This is a genomic window from Streptomyces sp. NPDC107559 (assembly GCF_055657365.1).
Genome location: NZ_JBVKBD010000013.1, coordinates 73,296 through 91,447, shown reverse-complemented (window position 1 = coordinate 91,447; position 18,152 = coordinate 73,296). Strand labels below are relative to the sequence as shown.

Sequence of the window (18,152 nt, the reverse complement as noted above, 5' to 3'; positions counted from 1 at the left end):
ACGGCGGAGGTGCGTCCTCCGGTCAGCGACCATGGTGCCCCCTGGAAGTCCACTCGGCATCCGGCCGCACGAACGCCCCGGACCGCGCGCCGGATCCCTCCGGCTCGTCCCGACGGCTGTGGCCAGGGCGTACCGGCCGCCTCGGGGTCGCCCGTTCGGGCCAGCGGGCACAACACCCGGACCGCACCTACGCTGAGAGGGCCACCCGCCGGCCCGCAGGTGTTCCCGCGGCCGGCGGGCAGTGCGTCTGACTCCCTCACACCGAAAGGCGGTCCCCTATGGCCACCGCGTCCGACGCTCCGGTCCTCGACACGCTCGCCGCCATGACCATCGACTCCATCGAGCGCTGCGGCATGGACGAGAGGACGCTGATCCTCTCCCGTATCGCCGCCCTCGTGGCCATGGACGCACCAGCGATCTCCTACTTGGCGCACATCAATCCGGCGGTCAAGGCCGCCCTGACGGTCGAGGAACTCCAGGACGTCCTCATCGCGATCGCCCCCGTCGTGGGCACCGCACGCGTGATGTCGGCCGCGAGCCACATCACCCAGGCGTTCGGTGTCGCCATCGAGCTGGCCGAGGCGGAGGCCGTGGCCATGGCCAACGCCGAGGCCGAAGCCCAGAGCCACCGCCGCTCCTGACCCCTCCTGAGGGGACGGTCGCGTCCGCGACCGGGTTCCGGGCCACAGGAGAGGGCATCGCCCCTGAACGCCGCACCGGTGTTCGGGGGCGATGCATGTCGTGGGTCCACCGGGCCGGCTCCAGCGGGCGATCTTGTCGGGCCGACCCGAGAATGAGCGAGAACACCCGCTCGCCGCCATGGCGCGAGGCGGGTCTGCGCGGTCCGGAGGTCGTCGGCCATGGAATCAGGAGCTGATCCGTGATGACGGACGAGAGAGCCGAACGCATCGCCGACTTCATCGCCCCGCTTCGGGTGAAGCCGGGGTCGAAGGTCCGGCTGGGCCGGGACTTCGACCCCCGTTTCATGGCCGGAGTCAAGAAGCGGGACGGAGCCGAACTGCTGCGGGCCGGAGTGACCCTGCTGGCCGAGTACCAGGAACGGCTGGCCGCCCAGGACACGTACGGCGTGCTGCTGTGCCTCCAGGCGCTCGACGCCGGAGGCAAGGACGGGACGATCCGTCATGTGATGAGCGGCGTCAATCCGCAGGGCGTGCGGGTGAGCAGCTTCAAGGTGCCCTCCGCCGAGGAACTCGACCACGACTATCTGTGGCGCTACGCCCAGCGGCTCCCCGAACGGGGCGAGATCGCCATCTTCAACCGGTCGCACTACGAGGAGGTGCTCGTCGTACGTGTGCACCCGGAGCTCCTGCTCCGGCAGAAGCTGCCCGACCACTCGCACGGATCGGACCTGTGGCAGCGGCGCTACCAGGAGATCAACAACTGGGAGCGCTACCTCACGGACAACGGGTTCAAGGTGGTGAAGGTCTTCCTGAACCTGTCGAAGGAGGAGCAGCGCACCCGCTTCCTCAAGCGCCTCGACCTGCCGGAGAAGAACTGGAAGTTCTCCCCCGCGGATGTCCGGGAGCGGCGGTTCTGGGACGACTACCAGCACGCGTTCTCCCAGATGCTGTCGGCCACGAGTACGAAGTGGGCTCCCTGGTACGTGGTGCCGGCGGACCGGAAGTGGTTCGCGCGGATCTGCACGGCGGCGATCCTCGCGCACACCCTGATGGACATCGACCCGCACTACCCGGTGGTGACGGAGGCGGCGCGCAAGGAGCTGCTCGCCACCAGGAAGGAGCTGGTGGCGGAGGCGCCCTCGGGCGTTCCCGCCGACCCGTACGAGGCACAGCATCCCGCGAAGAACGCGCAGGCGTCCGGCGCCGGGGCGCAGGCCGGGAAGAAGCGCCGTTAGGCCGGCGACAGGGCCGGACGGGACCGGCCCTTCAGGCCAACGCAGGGCGACGACGGTGCAGGAGGATTTCCGTGGGCGAACAGTCAGTGGCCGTTCAGGAAGCTCAGGACGGCTGGTACACGCGTTCCCCCGAGGAGGTCGTGCGCGCCCTCGGTGTCGATCCCGCGGTCGGGCTCACCGCGGCGAAGGCCGCCGAACTGCGTACCGCGCACGGCCCCAACGCGCTCCCCGAGGAGGCCAGGACTCCGGCCTGGCGCCGGTTCCTCGGGCAGTACCGCAGCTACATGCAGATCGTCCTGGTGGTCGCGGCGGTGGTCTCGCTGCTCATCAAGGAGTGGACCACCGCGGTGCTGCTGTTCGCGCTGACCCTGCTGAACGCGGTCGTGGGGCTGCGTCAGGAGGGCAAGGCCGAGAGCGCCATGAACGCCCTGAAGTCGATGATGAAGGCCACGGCCCGGGTCCGCAGGGACGGCACCGAGGCGCACATCCCCGCGGAGGAGCTCGTCGTCGGCGACATCGTGCTCATCTCCGCCGGTGACCAGGTCCCGGCGGACGGACGCATCATCGAGGCCAGCGCGCTCCAGATCGACGAGTCGGCGCTCACCGGCGAGAGCCTGCCCGCCTCGAAGGACACCGCCACGCTGCCGGGCGGGCGGGAGCTGCCGCCGGGCGACCGGACCAACACGGCGTTCATGAACACCCCGGTCACCCATGGCAGCGGGCTGCTGGTGGTGACCGCGATCGGCGCGGACACCGAGCTCGGCAAGATCTCCGGACTGCTGTCCGCCACCGAGAAGGAGGTACCGCCGCTCACCAAGGAACTCGACACGCTGACGCTGTGGATCACGGGAGCGGCAGGGCTCACGATGGTCGTGATGTTCGCTCTGGGGCGCAGCCGGGGCCAGGCCTGGGACACCCTGTTCGTCAGCGCGGTCTCCCTGGCCATCGCCGCCATTCCCGAGGCGCTGCCCACGGTGACCCAGGCGATCCTGTCCGTCGGCAGCCTCAACCTGGCCCGCCGCAACGCCATCGTCAAGGAGCTGCCGTCGGTCGAGACGCTGGCGTTCACGTCGGCGATCAACTCGGACAAGACCGGCACCCTGACGATGAACCAGATGACGGCCGTCGAGGTGCTCAGTCCCACCGACAAGTACACCGTCTCGGGCACGGGATACGGGCTGGAGGGGCGGGTCCACCACGCGGCGGGGTCCTCCGCGGGCATCGAGGACGCGATCCTGCCGTACGTCCTGGCCAGTGACGCGAAGCTGGTCGACGGCCGGGTGGTGGGCGACCCCACCGAGGGAGCGCTGCTGGTGCTGGCCCACAAGGCGGGGCTGGACACGGACACCACGAGGGAGGGTCTCCCCCGCCTCGCGACCCTGCCGTTCGACCCCGAGTACAAGCTGATGGCCACCTTCCACTCGGCGCTCGACGCCGCGGGCCGGCCGGTCGTCCGCTGCTTCGTCAAAGGCGCGGCGCCGGCGGTCATGGCCCGGGTGGACAGCGCGCTCGCGGCGGGCGAGACCGTGCCGTGGGACGCCGGGCTGCTGGGCCGCGCCCAGGCGCAGATCGAGCGGATGGGCGGCGAGGGACGCCGAGTGATGGCCGCGGCCACCCGGGACCTCGACCCGGCCGCCTTCGATCCGGACGGCGACCTGCTCGGCTATGTCGACGGGCTGCGGATGAGCAGCCTCGTGGCGATGGTGGACCCGCCCCGCGAGGAGTCGAAGTCCGCCGTGGCGGACGCTCAGGCCGCGCACATCCGGGTCCGGTTGGTGACCGGCGACGACGTCACCACCGGGGCGGCGATCGCCCGGCAGATCGGCATCCCCGGTGAGGCGGTGCTCGGCGCCGACTTCGCCGCGATGAGCGAGACGGAGCGGATGACCCGGATCGACGACATCGGTGTCCTGGGGCGGGTCGCGCCGGAGCACAAGGTGCTGCTCGCCGACACGCTGAAGAAGAAGGGCGACGTCGTCGCGATGACCGGGGACGGCGTCAACGACGCGCCCGCCATCAAGGCCGCCGACATCGGCATCGCGATGGGCAGCGGCACGGACGTGGCGAAGACCGCCAGCCGCATGATCCTCTCCGACGACAACTTCGCCACCATCGTCTACGCCGTGGAACAAGGCCGGACGATCTACGACAACCTCACCAAGTACATCCGGTTCGTGCTGCTCCTGCTGGTCACGTTCGTGCTGACGTTCCTCGGCGCCACCGTCTTCAACATCGCCGCGGGAGAGCCCTTCACCCCGCCGCAGGTGCTGTGGATCCACTTCGTGGTCAACGCCTCCTTCGGCTTCGCGCTCGGCTTCGACCAGGAGAGCCCGGGGCTGATGCGCCGCAGACCGCGTCCGCGCGGGGAGACGGTGCTCACCCGGTCCGTGCTCCTCACGGTGGGCCTCTCCGGGCTGGCGATCACCTGCGTCCTGCTCGGGCTGATCAAGCTGGGCCAGGCCCACTTCGGCAGCACCGCGACAGGTCAGTCGATCGCGTTCACCGCGTTCGCCCTCTGTCTGATCGTGGCCGCGTTCGAATGCCGCAGCGAGACGGACTCGGTGCTGACCCCCTCCACGTTCGACAGCAGGCAGATGAACTGGGTGGCCCTGGCGCAGCTGGTGCTCTCGGTCCTGGTGACACAGCTGGACGGCTTCCGCCGCATGCTGGGGACCACCTCGATCAACGCCCGTCAGTTCGGCTGGGCCCTGCTGTCGGCCGTGGCCCTGCTGGCGGTGTGGGAGCTGGGCAAGCTGGTGGCCCGCCTGCGGATGGATGAAGGACGGCGGGTGAGCGGCAGGTGAGCGGGGGGCACCGGGCGGAACCGGTCCCGGTGCGACGGACCCTGGTGCGGGCGTCGCGGCTGCGAAAGGTCCCGACGGGGCGCGTCCGGCCGGGCAGGTTCCGGCTGGGAAGGATCCGACTGGGAAAGATCCGGATGAGCAAGGTCCGGATGGGAAGGATCCGGCTACGGCGGTTCCGCTTGGGGAGGGTCCGGCTGGGGAGGATCCGGCTGCGGCGCCTCTGGCTGCGCCGGATCCGGACGAGGCGGATCCTGACGGAACGCATCCCGGGGCAGCACATCCGGACAGGATGGATCCTGGCGGAGAACCTCCTGACGGACCACATCCGGACGGGTTGGCTCCGAAGGGGGCGGCCCGGGACGGGTTGGCCCTGGACGGGTTGGCCCTGGACGGGTCGGCTCCGGACGGGTCGGCCCTGGACGGGTCGGCTCCGGACGGGCTGGCCCCGGACGGAGGGTGTCCGGACAGAGACCATCCGGACAGGGGCCGTCCCGGCGGAGACCATTCGGACAGGAGCCGTTCGATCTGAGACCGTTCGGACAGGAGCCGTCCGGGCGGAGGCCGTTCGGACAGGGGCCGTCCGAGCGGAGACCGTCCGGGCGTGGCGGATCCTGGCGGAGCACATCCGCGCGGGGCGGATCCGGGCGAGGCGGATCCTGGCGAGGCGAAGGGACGGTCCGTGACCCACCCGCACGGCAGCCGCACGGTCGCGTCCCGGCTGCGGGCCCGGCTGCGGGCCGTTCCCGGGATCCGTGCGCTGTCGTCGTACCGGCGCGAGTGGCTGGTCAAGGACCTGGTCGCGGGCGTCGTCCTGACCACACTGCTGGTGCCGCAGGGCATGGCGTACGCCGAACTGGCGGGCCTGCCGAGCATCACCGGCCTGTACACCACGATCCTCTGCCTGATCGGCTACGCGGTGTGCGGGCCGTCGCGCATTCTGGTGCTGGGCCCGGACTCCTCGCTGGGGCCGATGATCGCCGCCACCGTGCTGCCCCTGGTGGCGGCGGGCGGGGATCCCGACCGGGCGGTCGCGCTCGCCTCGGTGCTCGCGCTCATGGTCGCGGCGATCATGATCCTGGCGTCGGTGGCGAAGCTCGGCTTCATCGCCGACCTGATCTCCAAACCGACGATGATCGGCTATATGAACGGCCTGTCCCTCACCATCCTGATCGGCCAGCTGCCCAAACTGCTCGGGTTCAAGGTCGAGGCGGACACCCTGGTCGGGGAGTGCGCCGGCCTGGTGCGGGGGCTGGCCGGCGGAGCGGTGGTGCCGGCCGCGGCGGCGGTCGGGATCTGCGGGATCCTGCTGATCCTGGTGCTGCAACGGCTGGTGCCGAAGGTACCCGCGGTGCTCGTGATGGTGGTCCTCGCGATCGCCGCCGCCGCGCTCTTCCACCTCGGCGAACACGACGTCGACCTGGTCGGTGTACTGCCCGCGGGTTTCCCCCCGTTCACGATCCCCCATGTCCGACTCGCCGATCTGGCGCCGCTGTTGGGCGGCGCGCTGGGCATCGCCCTGGTGTCACTGGCCGACACGATCTCCAACGCGTCGGCCTTCGCGTCCCGTACCGGGCAGGAGGTCCGGGGCAACCAGGAGATGGCCGGAGTGGGGGCGGCCAATCTGGCGGCCGGTCTCTTCCAGGGCTTCCCGGTCAGCACCAGCGGATCCCGTACGGCGGTGGCGGAGCGGGCCGGTGCCAGGAGCCAGCTCACCGGCTTGGTGGGGGCCGCGCTCATCGTCCTCATGCTCGTGCTGGTCCCGGGCATGTTCCGCAATCTTCCCCAGCCGGCCCTCGCCGCCGTCGTGATCACCGCGTCGCTGTCCCTGGCCGATGTGCCGGGGACGGTACGGCTGTGGCGGCAGCGCAGGACGGAGTTCCTGCTGTCGGTCGCGGCCTTCCTCGGCGTGGCGCTGATCGGTGTCCTGCCGGGGATCGCCATCGCCGTGGCGCTGTCCGTCCTGAACGTCTTCCGGCGCGCCTGGTGGCCGTACAACACCGTGCTGGGACGGGTGGAGGGGCTGGAGGGGTATCACGACGTCCGTTCCTATCCGGACGCCGGCCGGCTTCCCGGGCTGGTGATCTACCGGTTCGACGCGCCGCTGTTCTTCGCCAACGTCAGGACCTTCCGCGACGCGATCCGGCGGATGGCGCGCGCCGAGCCGCGGCCGCGCTGGATCGTGATCGCGGCGGAGCCGATGACCGATGTGGACACCACCGCCGCCGACGTCCTCCAGGAGCTGGACGTGGCGCTCAACGCCGAGCACGTCCATCTGGTGTTCGCCGAGCTGAAGGACCCCGTGCGGCGCAAGATCGAGCAGTACGGGCTCACCCGTACCATCGACCCGCGTCACTTCTTCCCGACCGTGGAGGCCGCCGTCGCCGCCTTCCGGCTGAGCACCGACGCGGAGTGGGCGCCGCCCGCCGGCCACGGACCACCGCCGTCCGACCCCGAACCGCCGGCCGACGAAGTTCGCTGATCTGACGCGACCTCAACTCACCATGCCCACTGGGTTTATCGGTCTTGCCTGCCTTCAACTCATCGCAGACATAGGTGAATTCTGAAGCACAGTTGCTTCACAGCTTGACGACTGTGGTTCAGACCTTTAGGTTCCCGAACACCGCGGTTCCATGAATGCGCTCATCGTTCATGGATGTGAACACCCCCCACCATCAGCCTCCAGCGGAAGACTGTGACTTCCTGATGACCAGACGACTCCCGGCACGCTCCGTCGTGCTGCGCGGAACGCTGACCACCGCCCTGCTCGCGCTCTCGGCCGGCGCCCTCGGCACGGCCCCCGCCGCCGCGGCCACCGGCACGATCACGGGCCTCGCGGGCAAGTGCCTCGACGTGGCCGGTGCGAACACGGCGAACGGTACGGCCGTACAGCTCTACGACTGCAACGGCACCGCCGCCCAGCAGTGGACGGTCGGCACCGACGGGACGGTCCGGGCGCTCGGCAAGTGCCTTGACGTCACCGGCAATTCGACCGCCAACGGAGCCAGGCTCCAGCTGTGGGACTGCACCGGCGGCGCCAACCAGCGGTGGACGGCCACCGCGGCCCACGACCTCGTCAACCCGCAGGCCGACAAGTGCGCGGACGTCACGGGCAACACCTCCGCGAACGCCACCCCGATCCAGCTCTGGAGCTGCACCGGCGGCGCCAACCAGAAGTGGACCGCGCCCGCGGCCGGCGGCGGCACGACACCCACCGCTCCGATGGCCGTCGCACCGTACCTGTACAACGGGTGGGGGAACCCGCCCAGCCCCACCACCGTCATGAACGCCACCGGCGTCAAGTGGTTCACGCTGGCGTTCGTGCTCAGCAACGGCTACTGCAACCCGCAGTGGGACGGCAGCCGCGCCCTGACCGGCGGCGTCGACCAGCAGACGGTCACCACCGTGCGCGCGGCCGGCGGTGACGTCATCCCGTCGTTCGGCGGCTACAGCGGCAACAAGCTGGAGAGTTCCTGTTCCAGCGCCGGGGAGCTGGCGGCCGCGTACCAGAAGGTCGTCAACGCCTACGGTCTCAAGGCGATCGACATCGACATCGAGGCCGACGCCTACAGCAGCGCGACGGTCCAGCAGCGCACCGTGGACGCGCTGAAGACCGTCAAGGCCAACAACCCGGGCCTCAAGGTGTACGTCACCATCGGCACCGGGCAGAACGGCCCCGACACGAGTCTGATCAACCGGGCCGCGGCGTCCGGACTGACCGTGGACAGCTGGACGATCATGCCGTTCGACTTCGGCGGCGCGGGACAGAACATGGGCACGCTCACCCAGCGGGCCGCCGAGGGCCTCAAGACCGCGCTCAGGAACGCGTACGGCTACAGCGACGACCAGGCGTACCGCGACATGGGCATCTCCTCCATGAACGGGATCACCGACCAGAACGAGACGGTGACCGTCGCCGACTTCCAGGCGATCCTCGGCTACGCGCAGCAACACCACCTGGCCCGGCTGACGTTCTGGTCGGTCAACCGCGACCGTCCCTGCACCGGCGGCGTCGCCGACAGCTGCTCCGGGGTGAGCCAGCAGAACTGGGACTACACGCGCGTCCTCGCGAAGTACACCGGCTGACCCTCCCCACCGCCGGGATCCACACCGCCCGGGCCCCGCACCGCCCGGACCCGCACCGCCCGGGCCCCGCACCGCCAACCCCCCACCATTCCAGGAGAGTTCCCGTGTCCAGATCCAGCAGACCGCCGTCCGGCCGTCCCCGGACGCCGAGGACGGTGTCCCTGATCGCCGTCGTGGCCGCGACGGTGTCGGGTGTGACCCTCACCGCACAGGACCAGGCGTCCGCCGCGGCCACCGCGCTGCCCACCGGCTGGGCCACCGTCGTCAACGCGGGCAGCGGCAAATGCGTCGACGCCCGCGCGGCCGGCACGGCGGACGGCACCGTCGTCCAGCAGTACACGTGCAACAGCAGCCAGGCCCAGCAGTGGCGGCTGACGGCCACCTCCGGCGGCTACGCCCGGGTGGACGGCCGCAACGACGCCTCCAAGTCCTGGGACGTCACCGATGTCTCGACCGCCGACAGCGCGCCGGTGCAGCTGTGGACGTACGGCGGCGGCAACAACCAGCAGTGGCAGGCCGTCGCGGAGGCGAGCGGCGCGTACCACTTCGTGAACCGCAACAGCGGCAAGTGCCTGGACGTGCCGAGCGCGTCCACCGCGGACAGCGTGCAGCTCCAGCAGTACACCTGCAACGGCACGGCGGCGCAGTCCTTCTTCGTCAATCCCGTCGACGCGACGCCGCCGCCCGGCACCCCGGACCTCGGCCCGAACGTCACCGTCTTCGATCCGTCGACGCCCGCCGCCACCATCCAGAGCAGCCTCGACGCGGCCTTCTCCCAGCAGGAGACCAACCAGTTCGGCACCGCCCGCAAGGCCTTCCTGTTCAAGCCCGGCACCTACGACGCCAAGGCCAACGTCGGCTTCTACACCCAGGTCGCGGGGCTCGGCCTCTCCCCCGACGACGTGAACATCCGCGGTTCGGTGCACGCCGAGGCCGACTGGTTCCAGGGCAACGCCACCCAGAACTTCTGGCGGTCGGCGGAGAACCTGTCGGTGACCCCGACGGGCGGCGCGGACCGCTGGGCGGTGTCACAGGCGGCCCCGTACCGGCGGATGCATCTGCGCGGCAACCTCGCCCTGGACGACGGCGGTTGGTCCAGCGGCGGCTACATGGCCGACACGAAGATCGACGGACAGGTCAACTCGGGCTCGCAGCAGCAGTGGCTGTCGCGCAACACCGAGTGGGGCAGCTGGACCGGCTCCAACTGGAACATGGTCTTCGTCGGCGCCAGGAACGCGCCCGCCAACAGCTTCCCCAGCCCGCCGTACACCACCGTCGCCCAAGCGCCGGTCACCCGGGAGAAGCCCTTCCTGTACGTGGACGCGGCGGGCGCCTGGAAGGTGTTCGTGCCCGCCGTACGCACGAACACCAGCGGGACCACCTGGAGCGCCGGCACCCCGGCGGGCACCTCGCTGCCCTTCTCCGACTTCTTCGTGGTCAAGCCGGGCGCGACCGCCGCACAGATGAACGACGCGCTCGCCCAGGGCAAGAACCTGCTGGTCACCCCGGGGGTCTACCACCTCGACCAGACGCTGAAGGTGAACCGGGCCGACACGGTCGTACTGGGCCTGGGTCTGGCGACGCTCGTCCCCGACAACGGGATCACCGCGGTCTCCGTCGCCGACGTCGACGGCGTGCACCTGGCCGGCCTGCTGATCGACGCCGGGACCACCAACTCCGCGCAGCTCATGGAGATGGGACCGAGCGGCTCGGCCGCGGACCACAGTGCCGACCCCAGCTCGCTGCACGACGTGTTCTTCCGGATCGGCGGCGCGGGCGTCGGCAGGGCGACCACCAGCCTGACGGTCAACAGCGACGACGTCATCGGCGACCACCTGTGGCTGTGGCGGGCCGACCACGGCAGCGGGGTGGGCTGGACCAGCAACACCGCTGACACCGGCCTGGTCGTCAACGGCGACGACGTGACGATGTACGGCCTGTTCGTCGAGCACTACCAGAAGTACCAGACGGTCTGGAACGGCAACGGCGGCCGCACGTACTTCTACCAGAACGAGATGCCGTACGACCCGCCCAACCAGGCGTCCTGGACGAACGGTTCCACGCAGGGCTACGCCGCCTACAAGGTGGCCGACTCGGTGACGAGCCATCAGGTGTACGGCTTCGGCAGCTACTGCTACTTCAACGTCAATCCCGGCGTCGCCGCCGAGCACGCCATCGAGGCCCCGAACACCGCGAACGTGAAGTTCAAGGACATGGTGACCGTCTCCCTCGGGGGCACCGGGACCATCCGGCACGTCGTCAACGACCGGGGCGGGCCGTCCAACTCCGCCACGAACGTCGCCAACCTCGTCAGCTACCCGTGACCCGCGCGGAGAGGACAGTCAGCCGATGAACACCTTCACTTCCGGTACGGCACGCGCGGCCCTGCGGGTCTTCCTGCTGCTGGCGACCCTGCTCACCCTCGCCGCGCCGCCCGCCGCCCGGGCGAGCACGGCGGCCACCCCGTTCAAGGTGCTGGCGCTCTACAGCGGCACCTGGGACGCGGCACACATCGACTTCGACAAGGAGGCCAACGACTGGTTCCCGCGGCAGGCCGCGGCGAACGGCTTCACCTACACGTCCAGCACCGACTGGAACCTGCTGAGCAACGGCGGCGTCAACGCCTACCAAGTGGTGCTGTTCCTCGACGACCTGCCGCAGACGGCCGCCCAACGGGCCGGTTTCGAGCAGTACATGAGGGGCGGGGGCGGCTGGCTGGGCTTCCATGTCTCGGCCTTCACCACCGACGCGGCGAGCTGGCCCTGGTACCACAACCAGTTCCTCGGCAGCGGGAACTTCCGCTCCAACACCTGGGGGCCGACCTCGGCCGTGCTGAAGGTCGAGGACCGTACCCACCCGGCCACCAGGAACCTGCCGGCCACGTTCACCTCGGCGGTCAGCGAGTGGTACAGCTGGTCCAACGATCTGCGCCAGAACCCGGACATCAAGATCCTGGCCTCCGTCGACCCCAGCAGCTTCCCGCTGGGCACCGACCCGAACCAGAGCTGGTACAGCGGCTACTACCCGATCCTGTGGACCAACACGAAGTACCGGATGCTGTACGCGAACTTCGGTCACAACGCGATGAACTACGACACGAACACCCGCCTGTCGTCGACGTTCGCGAGCGAGACGCAGAACCGGTTCCTGCTGGACGGGCTGAAGTGGCTGGGCGGGGCCGACGGCACGACCCCGCCGACCGGCCCGATCTCCGAGACGGCCTGGTACTCGCTGACGAACGACGGCAACGGCACCTGTGTGGACGCGCGTTCGGCCGCCACGGCGAACGGCACCGTGATCCAGCAGTACGCCTGCAACGGCACGCAGGCACAGCAGTTCCGGTTCCGGGCCACCGACAGCGGCTACCGGCAGGTCGGCGTACGCCTCAACCCCACGCAGGTCGTCGACGTGACCGGCGTCTCGACCGCCGACAACGCAGGGCTGCAGCTGTGGAGTTACGGCGGCGGACAGAACCAGCAGTGGCTGCCGGTCGAGGAGAGCCCCGGGCACTACCGCTTCACCGCCCGGCACAGCGGCAAGTGCCTGACCGCGGCGAGCAGCGCGGCGAACAGCGTGCAGCTCACCCAGCGCACCTGCGACGGCTCCTCCGCACAGCGCTTCACCCTGACGGCACAGCCCTGACCCTGCCCCTGACCATCTGAGCCTGGACAGGGGAACAGCGAGACGTCCGGTCGCGGTCGCGGCCGGACGTCTCGCATGCGCGCAGGGCGGGCGTCAGACGGTCAGCCGCACCGGCAGTTCGAACAGGTCGTTCTGGGTCACCACCGGCTTGTTGCGCAGGGCCGACGCCGGCACCGCGAGGTCCAGCCGCGGGAACCGCGCGTACAGCGCCGGCAGCGCCACCCCGGCCTCCAGCCGGGACAGCGCCGCCCCCGGGCACACGTGCGGGCCGTGCCCGAAGGAGATGTGGCGGGTGCGCGTCTCGCGCGTGATGTCGAACTCCCCGGCCGTCGGACCGTGCGCGGCCTCGTCACGGCCGAGCGCGCCGTACGACACGATGAGCGCGTCCCCGGCCGGGAGGACCCGGTCGCCGACGGCCACGTCCTCGGTCGCGAACCGGATCAGGACGTGCGAGGTCGGGGTCGACCAGCGCAGCGTCTCCTCGACCACCGCCGACCAGTCCACCTTTCCGGAGAGCACCAGCTCGCGCTGCTCGGGGTGGGTGGAGAGGTTGACGACCGCGTTGACGATGAGCGAGATGGTGGTCTCGTGCCCGGCCGCGACCATCAGCTGGAGCGTGGAGACGATCTCCTCGTCGGTGAGCCGGTCGCCGTCCTCGGAGGCGAGGACGAGGGCGCTGGTGAGATCGTCACCGGGTTCGGCCCGCTTGGCGGCGACCGTCTCGGCCATGATGCCGGCCAGCTCGACGAGGGTCGCGAGGACGTCCTCGGGCGCGGTCTGGGTCGAGAAGAACTTCTCGAACAGCTCCTTCAGCCGGGGCAGCCGGTCCTCCTCGATGCCCATGAGGTCGGCTATCACGTACATGGGCAGCGGGTAGGCGAAGGCCGCCTTGAGGTCGACGACGTCCGCGTCCGCGGGCAGCCGGTCGAGCAGTTCCTCGGTCAGCTGGGCGATCCGGTCCCGCATCTCCTCCACCCGGCGCGGGGTCAGCGCCTGGGCGACGAGGGTGCGCATCCGGCGGTGGTCGGCGCCGTCCACGGTCAGCATGGAGCGGCCCGGGTTGGCCAGGCCGATCAGCGGCCAGTCCGGCGGGATCTCGCCGCGCTGCCAGGCACCCCACACGTCGATGTCCTTGACCAGCCGGGGGTCGGTCAGGAGCGCCTTCGCCTCGGCGTGGTGGGTGACGGCCCACACGGGAACCCCGCCCGGGAGTTCGACCTCCACCAGGGGGCCGGCGGCGCGCAGCTTCGCACTCTCGCCGTCCAGATCGGTGACGAACGGATCGAGCGGGATCCGTGCTGCTTCGGTGCCGGACGTCATGGTCGGTTGCCTCCCAGGGCAGGGGTGGGTGTGAAGCGCACGGGCAGTGCGGTCAGCCCGCGCAGCCACGGCGAGGGACGACGGCTCAGGCGCTCCGCCGGAACCGCCAGATCGATGTCGGGCAGCCGGTCGAGGACCACCTCGATGCCCGTCCGGGCGATCACCTCGGCGACCTCCTGGGCGGGGAACGGGCAGCGGTGCTCGCCGTGCCCGAACGAGAAGTGCGCGTTGTTGCCGCCGGTGAGGGCGGACGCGTCGGTGCGCACCTGCGGGTCGGAGTTGGCCGCCTGGAGGCCGAGCAGCAGCAGGTCCCCGGCACGGATGCGGCGCCCGCCGAGATGGGTGTCGCGGGAGGCCCAGCGGCCGGCCACGTTCTGGGTGGGGGTGTCCTCCCAGAGCACCTCGTTCATGGCCTCGGCGACGCTGTGGCGGCCGCCGAAGAGCGAGGCGGCGAAGCGGGTGTCGGTGAGCATCAGGCGCAGCGAGTTGCCGATCCAGTCGGCGGTCGGCTGGTGCCCGGCCGCCATCATCACCATGAGGTCCTGGGTGATCTCCTCGTCGGTGAAGCCGCTGTCGTCCGCCAGCATCCGGGAGACGACGTCCCGGGCGGGCGCGGCCCGGCGCCCGGCCACCAGCTCCGTCATGGAGCCGGCCAGATGCATCTGGCCGGCCAGGGCCCGCTCCCGCCCGTCGATCATGTCGTTGAGTGCGGTGACCAGGCCGGGGCCGTCCTCGTCGGAGAAGCCGTACAGCCGTGCCAGGACGCGCACCGGCAGCAGCATGGCGTACTGGCCGATGAGGTCGGCCTCGCCCACGGTGCAGAGGGAGTCGATCAGTTCGTCGGCGAACCGCTCGGCGTGGCGGCGCAGTTCGAACGGGTCGGCGCCCTCCAGGGCGTTGCTGATCATGGCGGCGCGTTCGCGGTGGCGTTCGCCGACCGTGTAGAGGATGGACGGCTGTTTGCGGCCGATCATCGGCAGCAGGGGCCAGTCGGCGGGGATGGCATCCCACTGGCTCCACAGTTCCGAGTCGCGGCTGAAGAGGACCGGGTCACCGGTCACCTGGTGCAGTTCGCGGTAGCCGAGCACCAGCCACGCGGGGACGTCGCCGTCCAGCAGCACCGGGGTGACGGCGCCATGGTCGCGTCGCATCTCCCGGTACAGCAGGGCGGGTTCGGTCTGGAACCGGGAGCCGCTGAGCGGTACGGCATCGGTGGTCACACGAACTCCCGTGGGGGCGCGGCGGTCCGGGCCGGCTGCCCGGCGTAGCTGTTCCTGATGTGCTGGACCAGGGTGATGAGGACGTCCTTGCTGGACTCGCGCGAGCGGGCGTCGCAGTCGATCAGCGGCACCTCCGGATCCAGGTCGAGCGCCTCGCGCACGGCGGTGTGCGAGTGCCGGCCGGAGCCCCCGAAGTCGTTGCAGGCCACGATGAACGGCGTGCCGTGCTGTTCGAGGCGGTCGATCGCGTACCAGGAGTCGTCGATGCGGCGGGTGTCGACGAGGACGACCGCGCCCAGCGTGCCGGAGAACAGCCGGTCCCACAGGAACCAGAAGCGCTCCTGTCCCGGCGCGCCGAACAGGTAGAGGACGTTGCGCGCGTCCAGGGTGATGCGGCCGAAGTCGAAGGCCACCGTGGTGGCGGTCTTGCCGCGCACCTCGCTGACGTCGTCCACCGACTCGCCGGCCCGGGTCATCGTCTCCTCGGTGTTGAGGGGACGGATCTCGCTCACCGAGCGGACCATGGTCGTCTTGCCGACGCCGAACCCGCCCACGATGACGATCTTCAGACCGTTGTCGGCGGTGGCACCCAGCGGGGTGCGGGCGTCAGATGTTGCGGAGTCCAACGAGCACCTGCTCCAGGATGTCGAGGTCGGGAATGACCGACGTGCGGGGGTGGCGGGCGCTCACGCGGCCCGTCGCCAGCAGGTCGGACAGCAGGATCTTGGTGATGCTCACGGGGAGGCCGAGGTCCGCGGCGACCTCGACCACGGCGGTGGGCGCCTGGGTCATCCGCAGGATCGTGGCGTGCTCCGACTGCATGCCGGGGGACGGTTCGCACTCGGCCACCACCAGCGTGACCAGATCGAACGGGCTGTCCGGTCCGGCCCCGCTGCGCCCTCCGGTGAGGGTGTAGAGGCGGTCGGGGCTGTCGTCCCTGCCGGGGCGGCTCATGCGGTGCGCGGCGGGGCCGTCAGGTGCTCGCCGAGCTGTTCCACGAGCTCGCTCATGTTGTGTCCGATCAGTCCCGCGTCGGCGTCCTCGGTGGTCACCACGGCCAGGTGCGCGCCCTCGCCGGCCTCGACGATGAACAGGGTTCCGCCGTGGAACTCGGTCATCGACGAGCGCACGCCACCGCTGCCGTCGCCGAACTCCACCGAGGCGCCGTGCGAGAGTGCCTGGAGGCCGGAGGCGATGGCGGCGAGGTGGTCGGCCTGATCGACCGTCAGCTCCTGGGTGCGGCAGAGCTTCAGTCCGTCGCGGGAGAGCACGAGCGCGTGCCGGGCGCCGGGGGTGCGCTCCAGGAGCCCCTCGATGAGCCAGGTGAGCTTCTCGTCGGCGGTGGTCGTGCCGGTCATGAGGTGGTGTCGCCTTCCGGGTACGCGTGTGAGTGGGTCGGGGTCTCGGATGCCGCCTCGGGCGGGGCGGGCGCGGCGGTCCGCCGCTCGTCGGGGGCCGGCGGCAGCGGGTGCCGCCCAGTCGCGTCCTCGGTGCCCGCGCGTACGGCCTCGCGGAAGCTGCCGAAGCGGGCGGCTTTGGACCGGATGTCCGCGGCGGACTCCGTACGGCGCTCGGGGTCCGGGGTGCTGGAGCGGGCCCGTTCGGCGGCGGCGAGGGTACGGCCCCGGCGGCGCTTGGGCAGGCCGGACAGGCCCTGCCCCGCCTCGCCGTCCCCGCCGTCACGGTTCTCGTCCGGTACGACGTCCGCCGACGGGGCGCCGACGGCGTCCGCCGGAGCGGCCGCGAAGATGGCGGGGGCGGCGGCCGGGGCGGAGGGGGCGAAGGCGGGTTGCATGGCGGTCACGGGCCGGGACTCGGCGGGCGCGGCGGAGCGGGGTTCGGCCGGGGCGGCGGTGAGGAGGTCCTGCGGGATGAGCATCAGGACCCCGGTGCCACCGCGCGCGGAGGGCCGGAAGGAGATCTTCAGACCGTGCTTGCGGGCGAGCCGGCCGACGACGGCGAGGCCCAGCCGGGTCCCGGTGAGACCGCCCAGTTCGGTCACGTCACCGGCCACGGCCGTTTCGGCCCGGCGCAGTTGGACGTCGCCCATGACGAGTCCGCTGTCCTCGACGGAGACGATGACCCCGGCGGGCACCTCCTCGACGTAGACGTGGACCTCGGCGTTCGGCGGGGAGAAATTGGCCGCGTTGTCGAGGAGTTCGGCCAGGGCGTGCATAACGCCCTCCGCCGCGTAGCCCGCGACCGCGCTGTCGCTCACGGAGTGCAGCCGGATGCGCTGGTAGCCGCTGATCCGGCCCATCGCGCCGCGCAGGATGGACTCCATGGCGATCGGACGTGCCCAGCGCCGGCCGGAACGGGCGCCCGTGAGCACGGCGATCGAGTCCGCCAGACGGCCCGCCTGCGCGGTGCGGTGGTCCAGGTGGAGCAGATCGGCGAGCACGTCCTCGTCGCTGTGCCGGTCCTCCATCGCCCGCAGGTCGGCGAGGGTACCGGTGGCCAGCGCCTGCATCCGGGCCGCCGCGTTGGCGGTCGCGGAGATCGCCGCCGCGCGCTCGCCGACGGCTCGCTCCAACCGCGCGGTGACCGTTGCCAGTTCGTCGGCCAAGCGGTGCTGCTCGGCCTCGCCGGCCTGGGCGAGCCGGACCCGTTCGCGCGCGAAGTCCTCCAGCAGCCGGGCGCGTTCGTGTCCGGCTGCGTCGCCGAGCCGCTGGTTCTCCCGGCGCCACTGCTCGGCCGCGCGCGCGCCATCGTGCAGGGCGCGTTGGGCGTCGTCGTTCGCGACGCGCAGCGCGCTGCGGGCGGCCCGGGCCGTGCGTAACCCGTGCGCGGCGACCGTGACGGCCGCGCACAGCAGCACCGCCGCGGCGCCCGCGCCCCAGCCCAGCGGGCCTCGCGCCGAGTGCGGGGCCGCCGCGACGGAGCAGCAGACGACGAGGGTGGACAGGGCCGCGGTGGGCAGCGCGACCAGGAGATGGGAGCGGAGGGCGGGTCGGTCGCCGTGGGCAGCGGACGCGGTCATCAATCGGTTCCTCGGGCGGCCGCAGCGGCTACGGCCCTCGTCTCGTCCTCGGGAAAATTGTGCGCAGAAAGCTGTTGGGATCGATCAACTGGGCGTCACTATACGAGAGTTTGAGGTGAGGTCCAGAGCGTTCCGCTTCGCCTTCGGGAACCCGGCGAAGGCTCCGGTGCCGGTCGGCCGCACCCTCGTCCCTGCCCGCCGCTCCTCCTGCCGACGGCCGGAAGCAA

At 71.0% G+C, this 18,152-nt stretch carries 13 protein-coding genes; 7 read left to right on the top strand and 6 right to left on the bottom strand.

Annotated elements, in window-relative coordinates:
• Positions 1 to 278: 278 nt before the first annotated feature.
• The 7 genes from ACZ7OY_RS31435 (at position 279) to ACZ7OY_RS31405 (ending at position 12,405) form a co-directional block, all read left to right on the top strand.
• Complete coding sequence (locus tag ACZ7OY_RS31435; RefSeq protein WP_471914560.1) at positions 279 to 641, top strand: carboxymuconolactone decarboxylase family protein; 363 nt, start codon at positions 279 to 281, stop codon at positions 639 to 641.
• A 242-nt stretch (positions 642 to 883) separates the two neighbouring features.
• Positions 884 to 1,876, top strand: coding sequence for a polyphosphate kinase 2 family protein (locus ACZ7OY_RS31430; RefSeq protein WP_471914559.1), 993 nt, complete (start codon positions 884 to 886; stop codon positions 1,874 to 1,876).
• Between the two features lie 71 nt (positions 1,877 to 1,947).
• Positions 1,948 to 4,680 (top strand): cation-translocating P-type ATPase, encoded by a 2,733-nt coding sequence (locus ACZ7OY_RS31425; RefSeq protein ID WP_471914558.1) that lies wholly within the window; start codon positions 1,948 to 1,950, stop codon positions 4,678 to 4,680.
• Between the two features lie 718 nt (positions 4,681 to 5,398).
• Positions 5,399 to 7,159, top strand: a complete 1,761-nt coding sequence (locus tag ACZ7OY_RS31420) for a SulP family inorganic anion transporter (protein ID WP_471914681.1) — start codon at positions 5,399 to 5,401, stop codon at positions 7,157 to 7,159.
• Between the two features lie 224 nt (positions 7,160 to 7,383).
• Positions 7,384 to 8,763 carry an RICIN domain-containing protein gene (locus ACZ7OY_RS31415; protein WP_471914557.1) on the top strand — a complete coding sequence of 460 codons (1,380 nt, stop codon included), beginning with the start codon at positions 7,384 to 7,386 and terminating at the stop codon, positions 8,761 to 8,763.
• Positions 8,764 to 8,936: 173 nt separating this feature from the next.
• On the top strand, positions 8,937 to 11,087 hold the full coding sequence (locus tag ACZ7OY_RS31410) for an RICIN domain-containing protein (RefSeq protein WP_471914680.1): 2,151 nt from the start codon (positions 8,937 to 8,939) through the stop codon (positions 11,085 to 11,087).
• 25 nt (positions 11,088 to 11,112) lie between these two features.
• Complete coding sequence (locus ACZ7OY_RS31405; protein WP_471914556.1) at positions 11,113 to 12,405, top strand: ThuA domain-containing protein; 1,293 nt, start codon at positions 11,113 to 11,115, stop codon at positions 12,403 to 12,405.
• Between the two features lie 93 nt (positions 12,406 to 12,498).
• Here the strand turns inward: ACZ7OY_RS31405 and ACZ7OY_RS31400 are convergent, their stop codons facing one another.
• From ACZ7OY_RS31400 to ACZ7OY_RS31375, 6 genes are read right to left on the bottom strand one after another with little or no spacing between them, the layout of a single operon-like run.
• Complete coding sequence (locus ACZ7OY_RS31400) at positions 12,499 to 13,725, bottom strand: cytochrome P450 family protein (protein ID WP_471914555.1); 1,227 nt, start codon at positions 13,723 to 13,725, stop codon at positions 12,499 to 12,501.
• A complete protein-coding gene (locus ACZ7OY_RS31395) occupies positions 13,722 to 14,945 on the bottom strand; it encodes a cytochrome P450 (RefSeq protein ID WP_471914554.1) in 1,224 nt (407 codons plus the stop codon). The genes ACZ7OY_RS31400 and ACZ7OY_RS31395 overlap by 4 nt, the downstream gene beginning before the upstream one ends.
• Positions 14,942 to 15,571 carry a GTP-binding protein gene (locus ACZ7OY_RS31390; protein WP_471914553.1) on the bottom strand — a complete coding sequence of 210 codons (630 nt, stop codon included), beginning with the start codon at positions 15,569 to 15,571 and terminating at the stop codon, positions 14,942 to 14,944. Before ACZ7OY_RS31390 ends, ACZ7OY_RS31395 begins: the two co-directional genes overlap by 4 nt.
• Entirely contained in the window at positions 15,552 to 15,899 is a 348-nt protein-coding gene (locus ACZ7OY_RS31385; protein WP_471914552.1) for a DUF742 domain-containing protein, read from the bottom strand. The genes ACZ7OY_RS31390 and ACZ7OY_RS31385 overlap by 20 nt, the downstream gene beginning before the upstream one ends.
• The gene (locus ACZ7OY_RS31380) at positions 15,896 to 16,303 is read right to left on the bottom strand and encodes a roadblock/LC7 domain-containing protein (RefSeq protein ID WP_471914551.1); all 408 of its coding nucleotides are present in this window, start codon (positions 16,301 to 16,303) and stop codon (positions 15,896 to 15,898) included. Before ACZ7OY_RS31380 ends, ACZ7OY_RS31385 begins: the two co-directional genes overlap by 4 nt.
• Positions 16,300 to 17,925, bottom strand: a complete 1,626-nt coding sequence (locus ACZ7OY_RS31375; protein WP_471914550.1) for a sensor histidine kinase — start codon at positions 17,923 to 17,925, stop codon at positions 16,300 to 16,302. Before ACZ7OY_RS31375 ends, ACZ7OY_RS31380 begins: the two co-directional genes overlap by 4 nt.
• Positions 17,926 to 18,152: the final 227 nt, after the last annotated feature.

Excerpts from the sequence above, each read along its gene's own strand:
- ACZ7OY_RS31435 (WP_471914560.1), top strand. The coding sequence starts at position 279 with ATGGCCACCGCGTCCGACGCTCCGGTCCTCGACACGCTCGCCGCCATG.
- ACZ7OY_RS31430 (WP_471914559.1), top strand. The coding sequence starts at position 884 with ATGACGGACGAGAGAGCCGAACGCATCGCCGACTTCATCGCCCCGCTT.
- ACZ7OY_RS31415 (WP_471914557.1), top strand. The coding sequence starts at position 7,384 with ATGACCAGACGACTCCCGGCACGCTCCGTCGTGCTGCGCGGAACGCTG.
- ACZ7OY_RS31405 (WP_471914556.1), top strand. The coding sequence starts at position 11,113 with ATGAACACCTTCACTTCCGGTACGGCACGCGCGGCCCTGCGGGTCTTC.
- ACZ7OY_RS31400 (WP_471914555.1), bottom strand. The coding sequence starts at position 13,725 with ATGACGTCCGGCACCGAAGCAGCACGGATCCCGCTCGATCCGTTCGTC.
- ACZ7OY_RS31385 (WP_471914552.1), bottom strand. The coding sequence starts at position 15,899 with ATGAGCCGCCCCGGCAGGGACGACAGCCCCGACCGCCTCTACACCCTC.
- ACZ7OY_RS31380 (WP_471914551.1), bottom strand. The coding sequence starts at position 16,303 with ATGACCGGCACGACCACCGCCGACGAGAAGCTCACCTGGCTCATCGAG.
- ACZ7OY_RS31375 (WP_471914550.1), bottom strand. The coding sequence starts at position 17,925 with ATGACCGCGTCCGCTGCCCACGGCGACCGACCCGCCCTCCGCTCCCAT.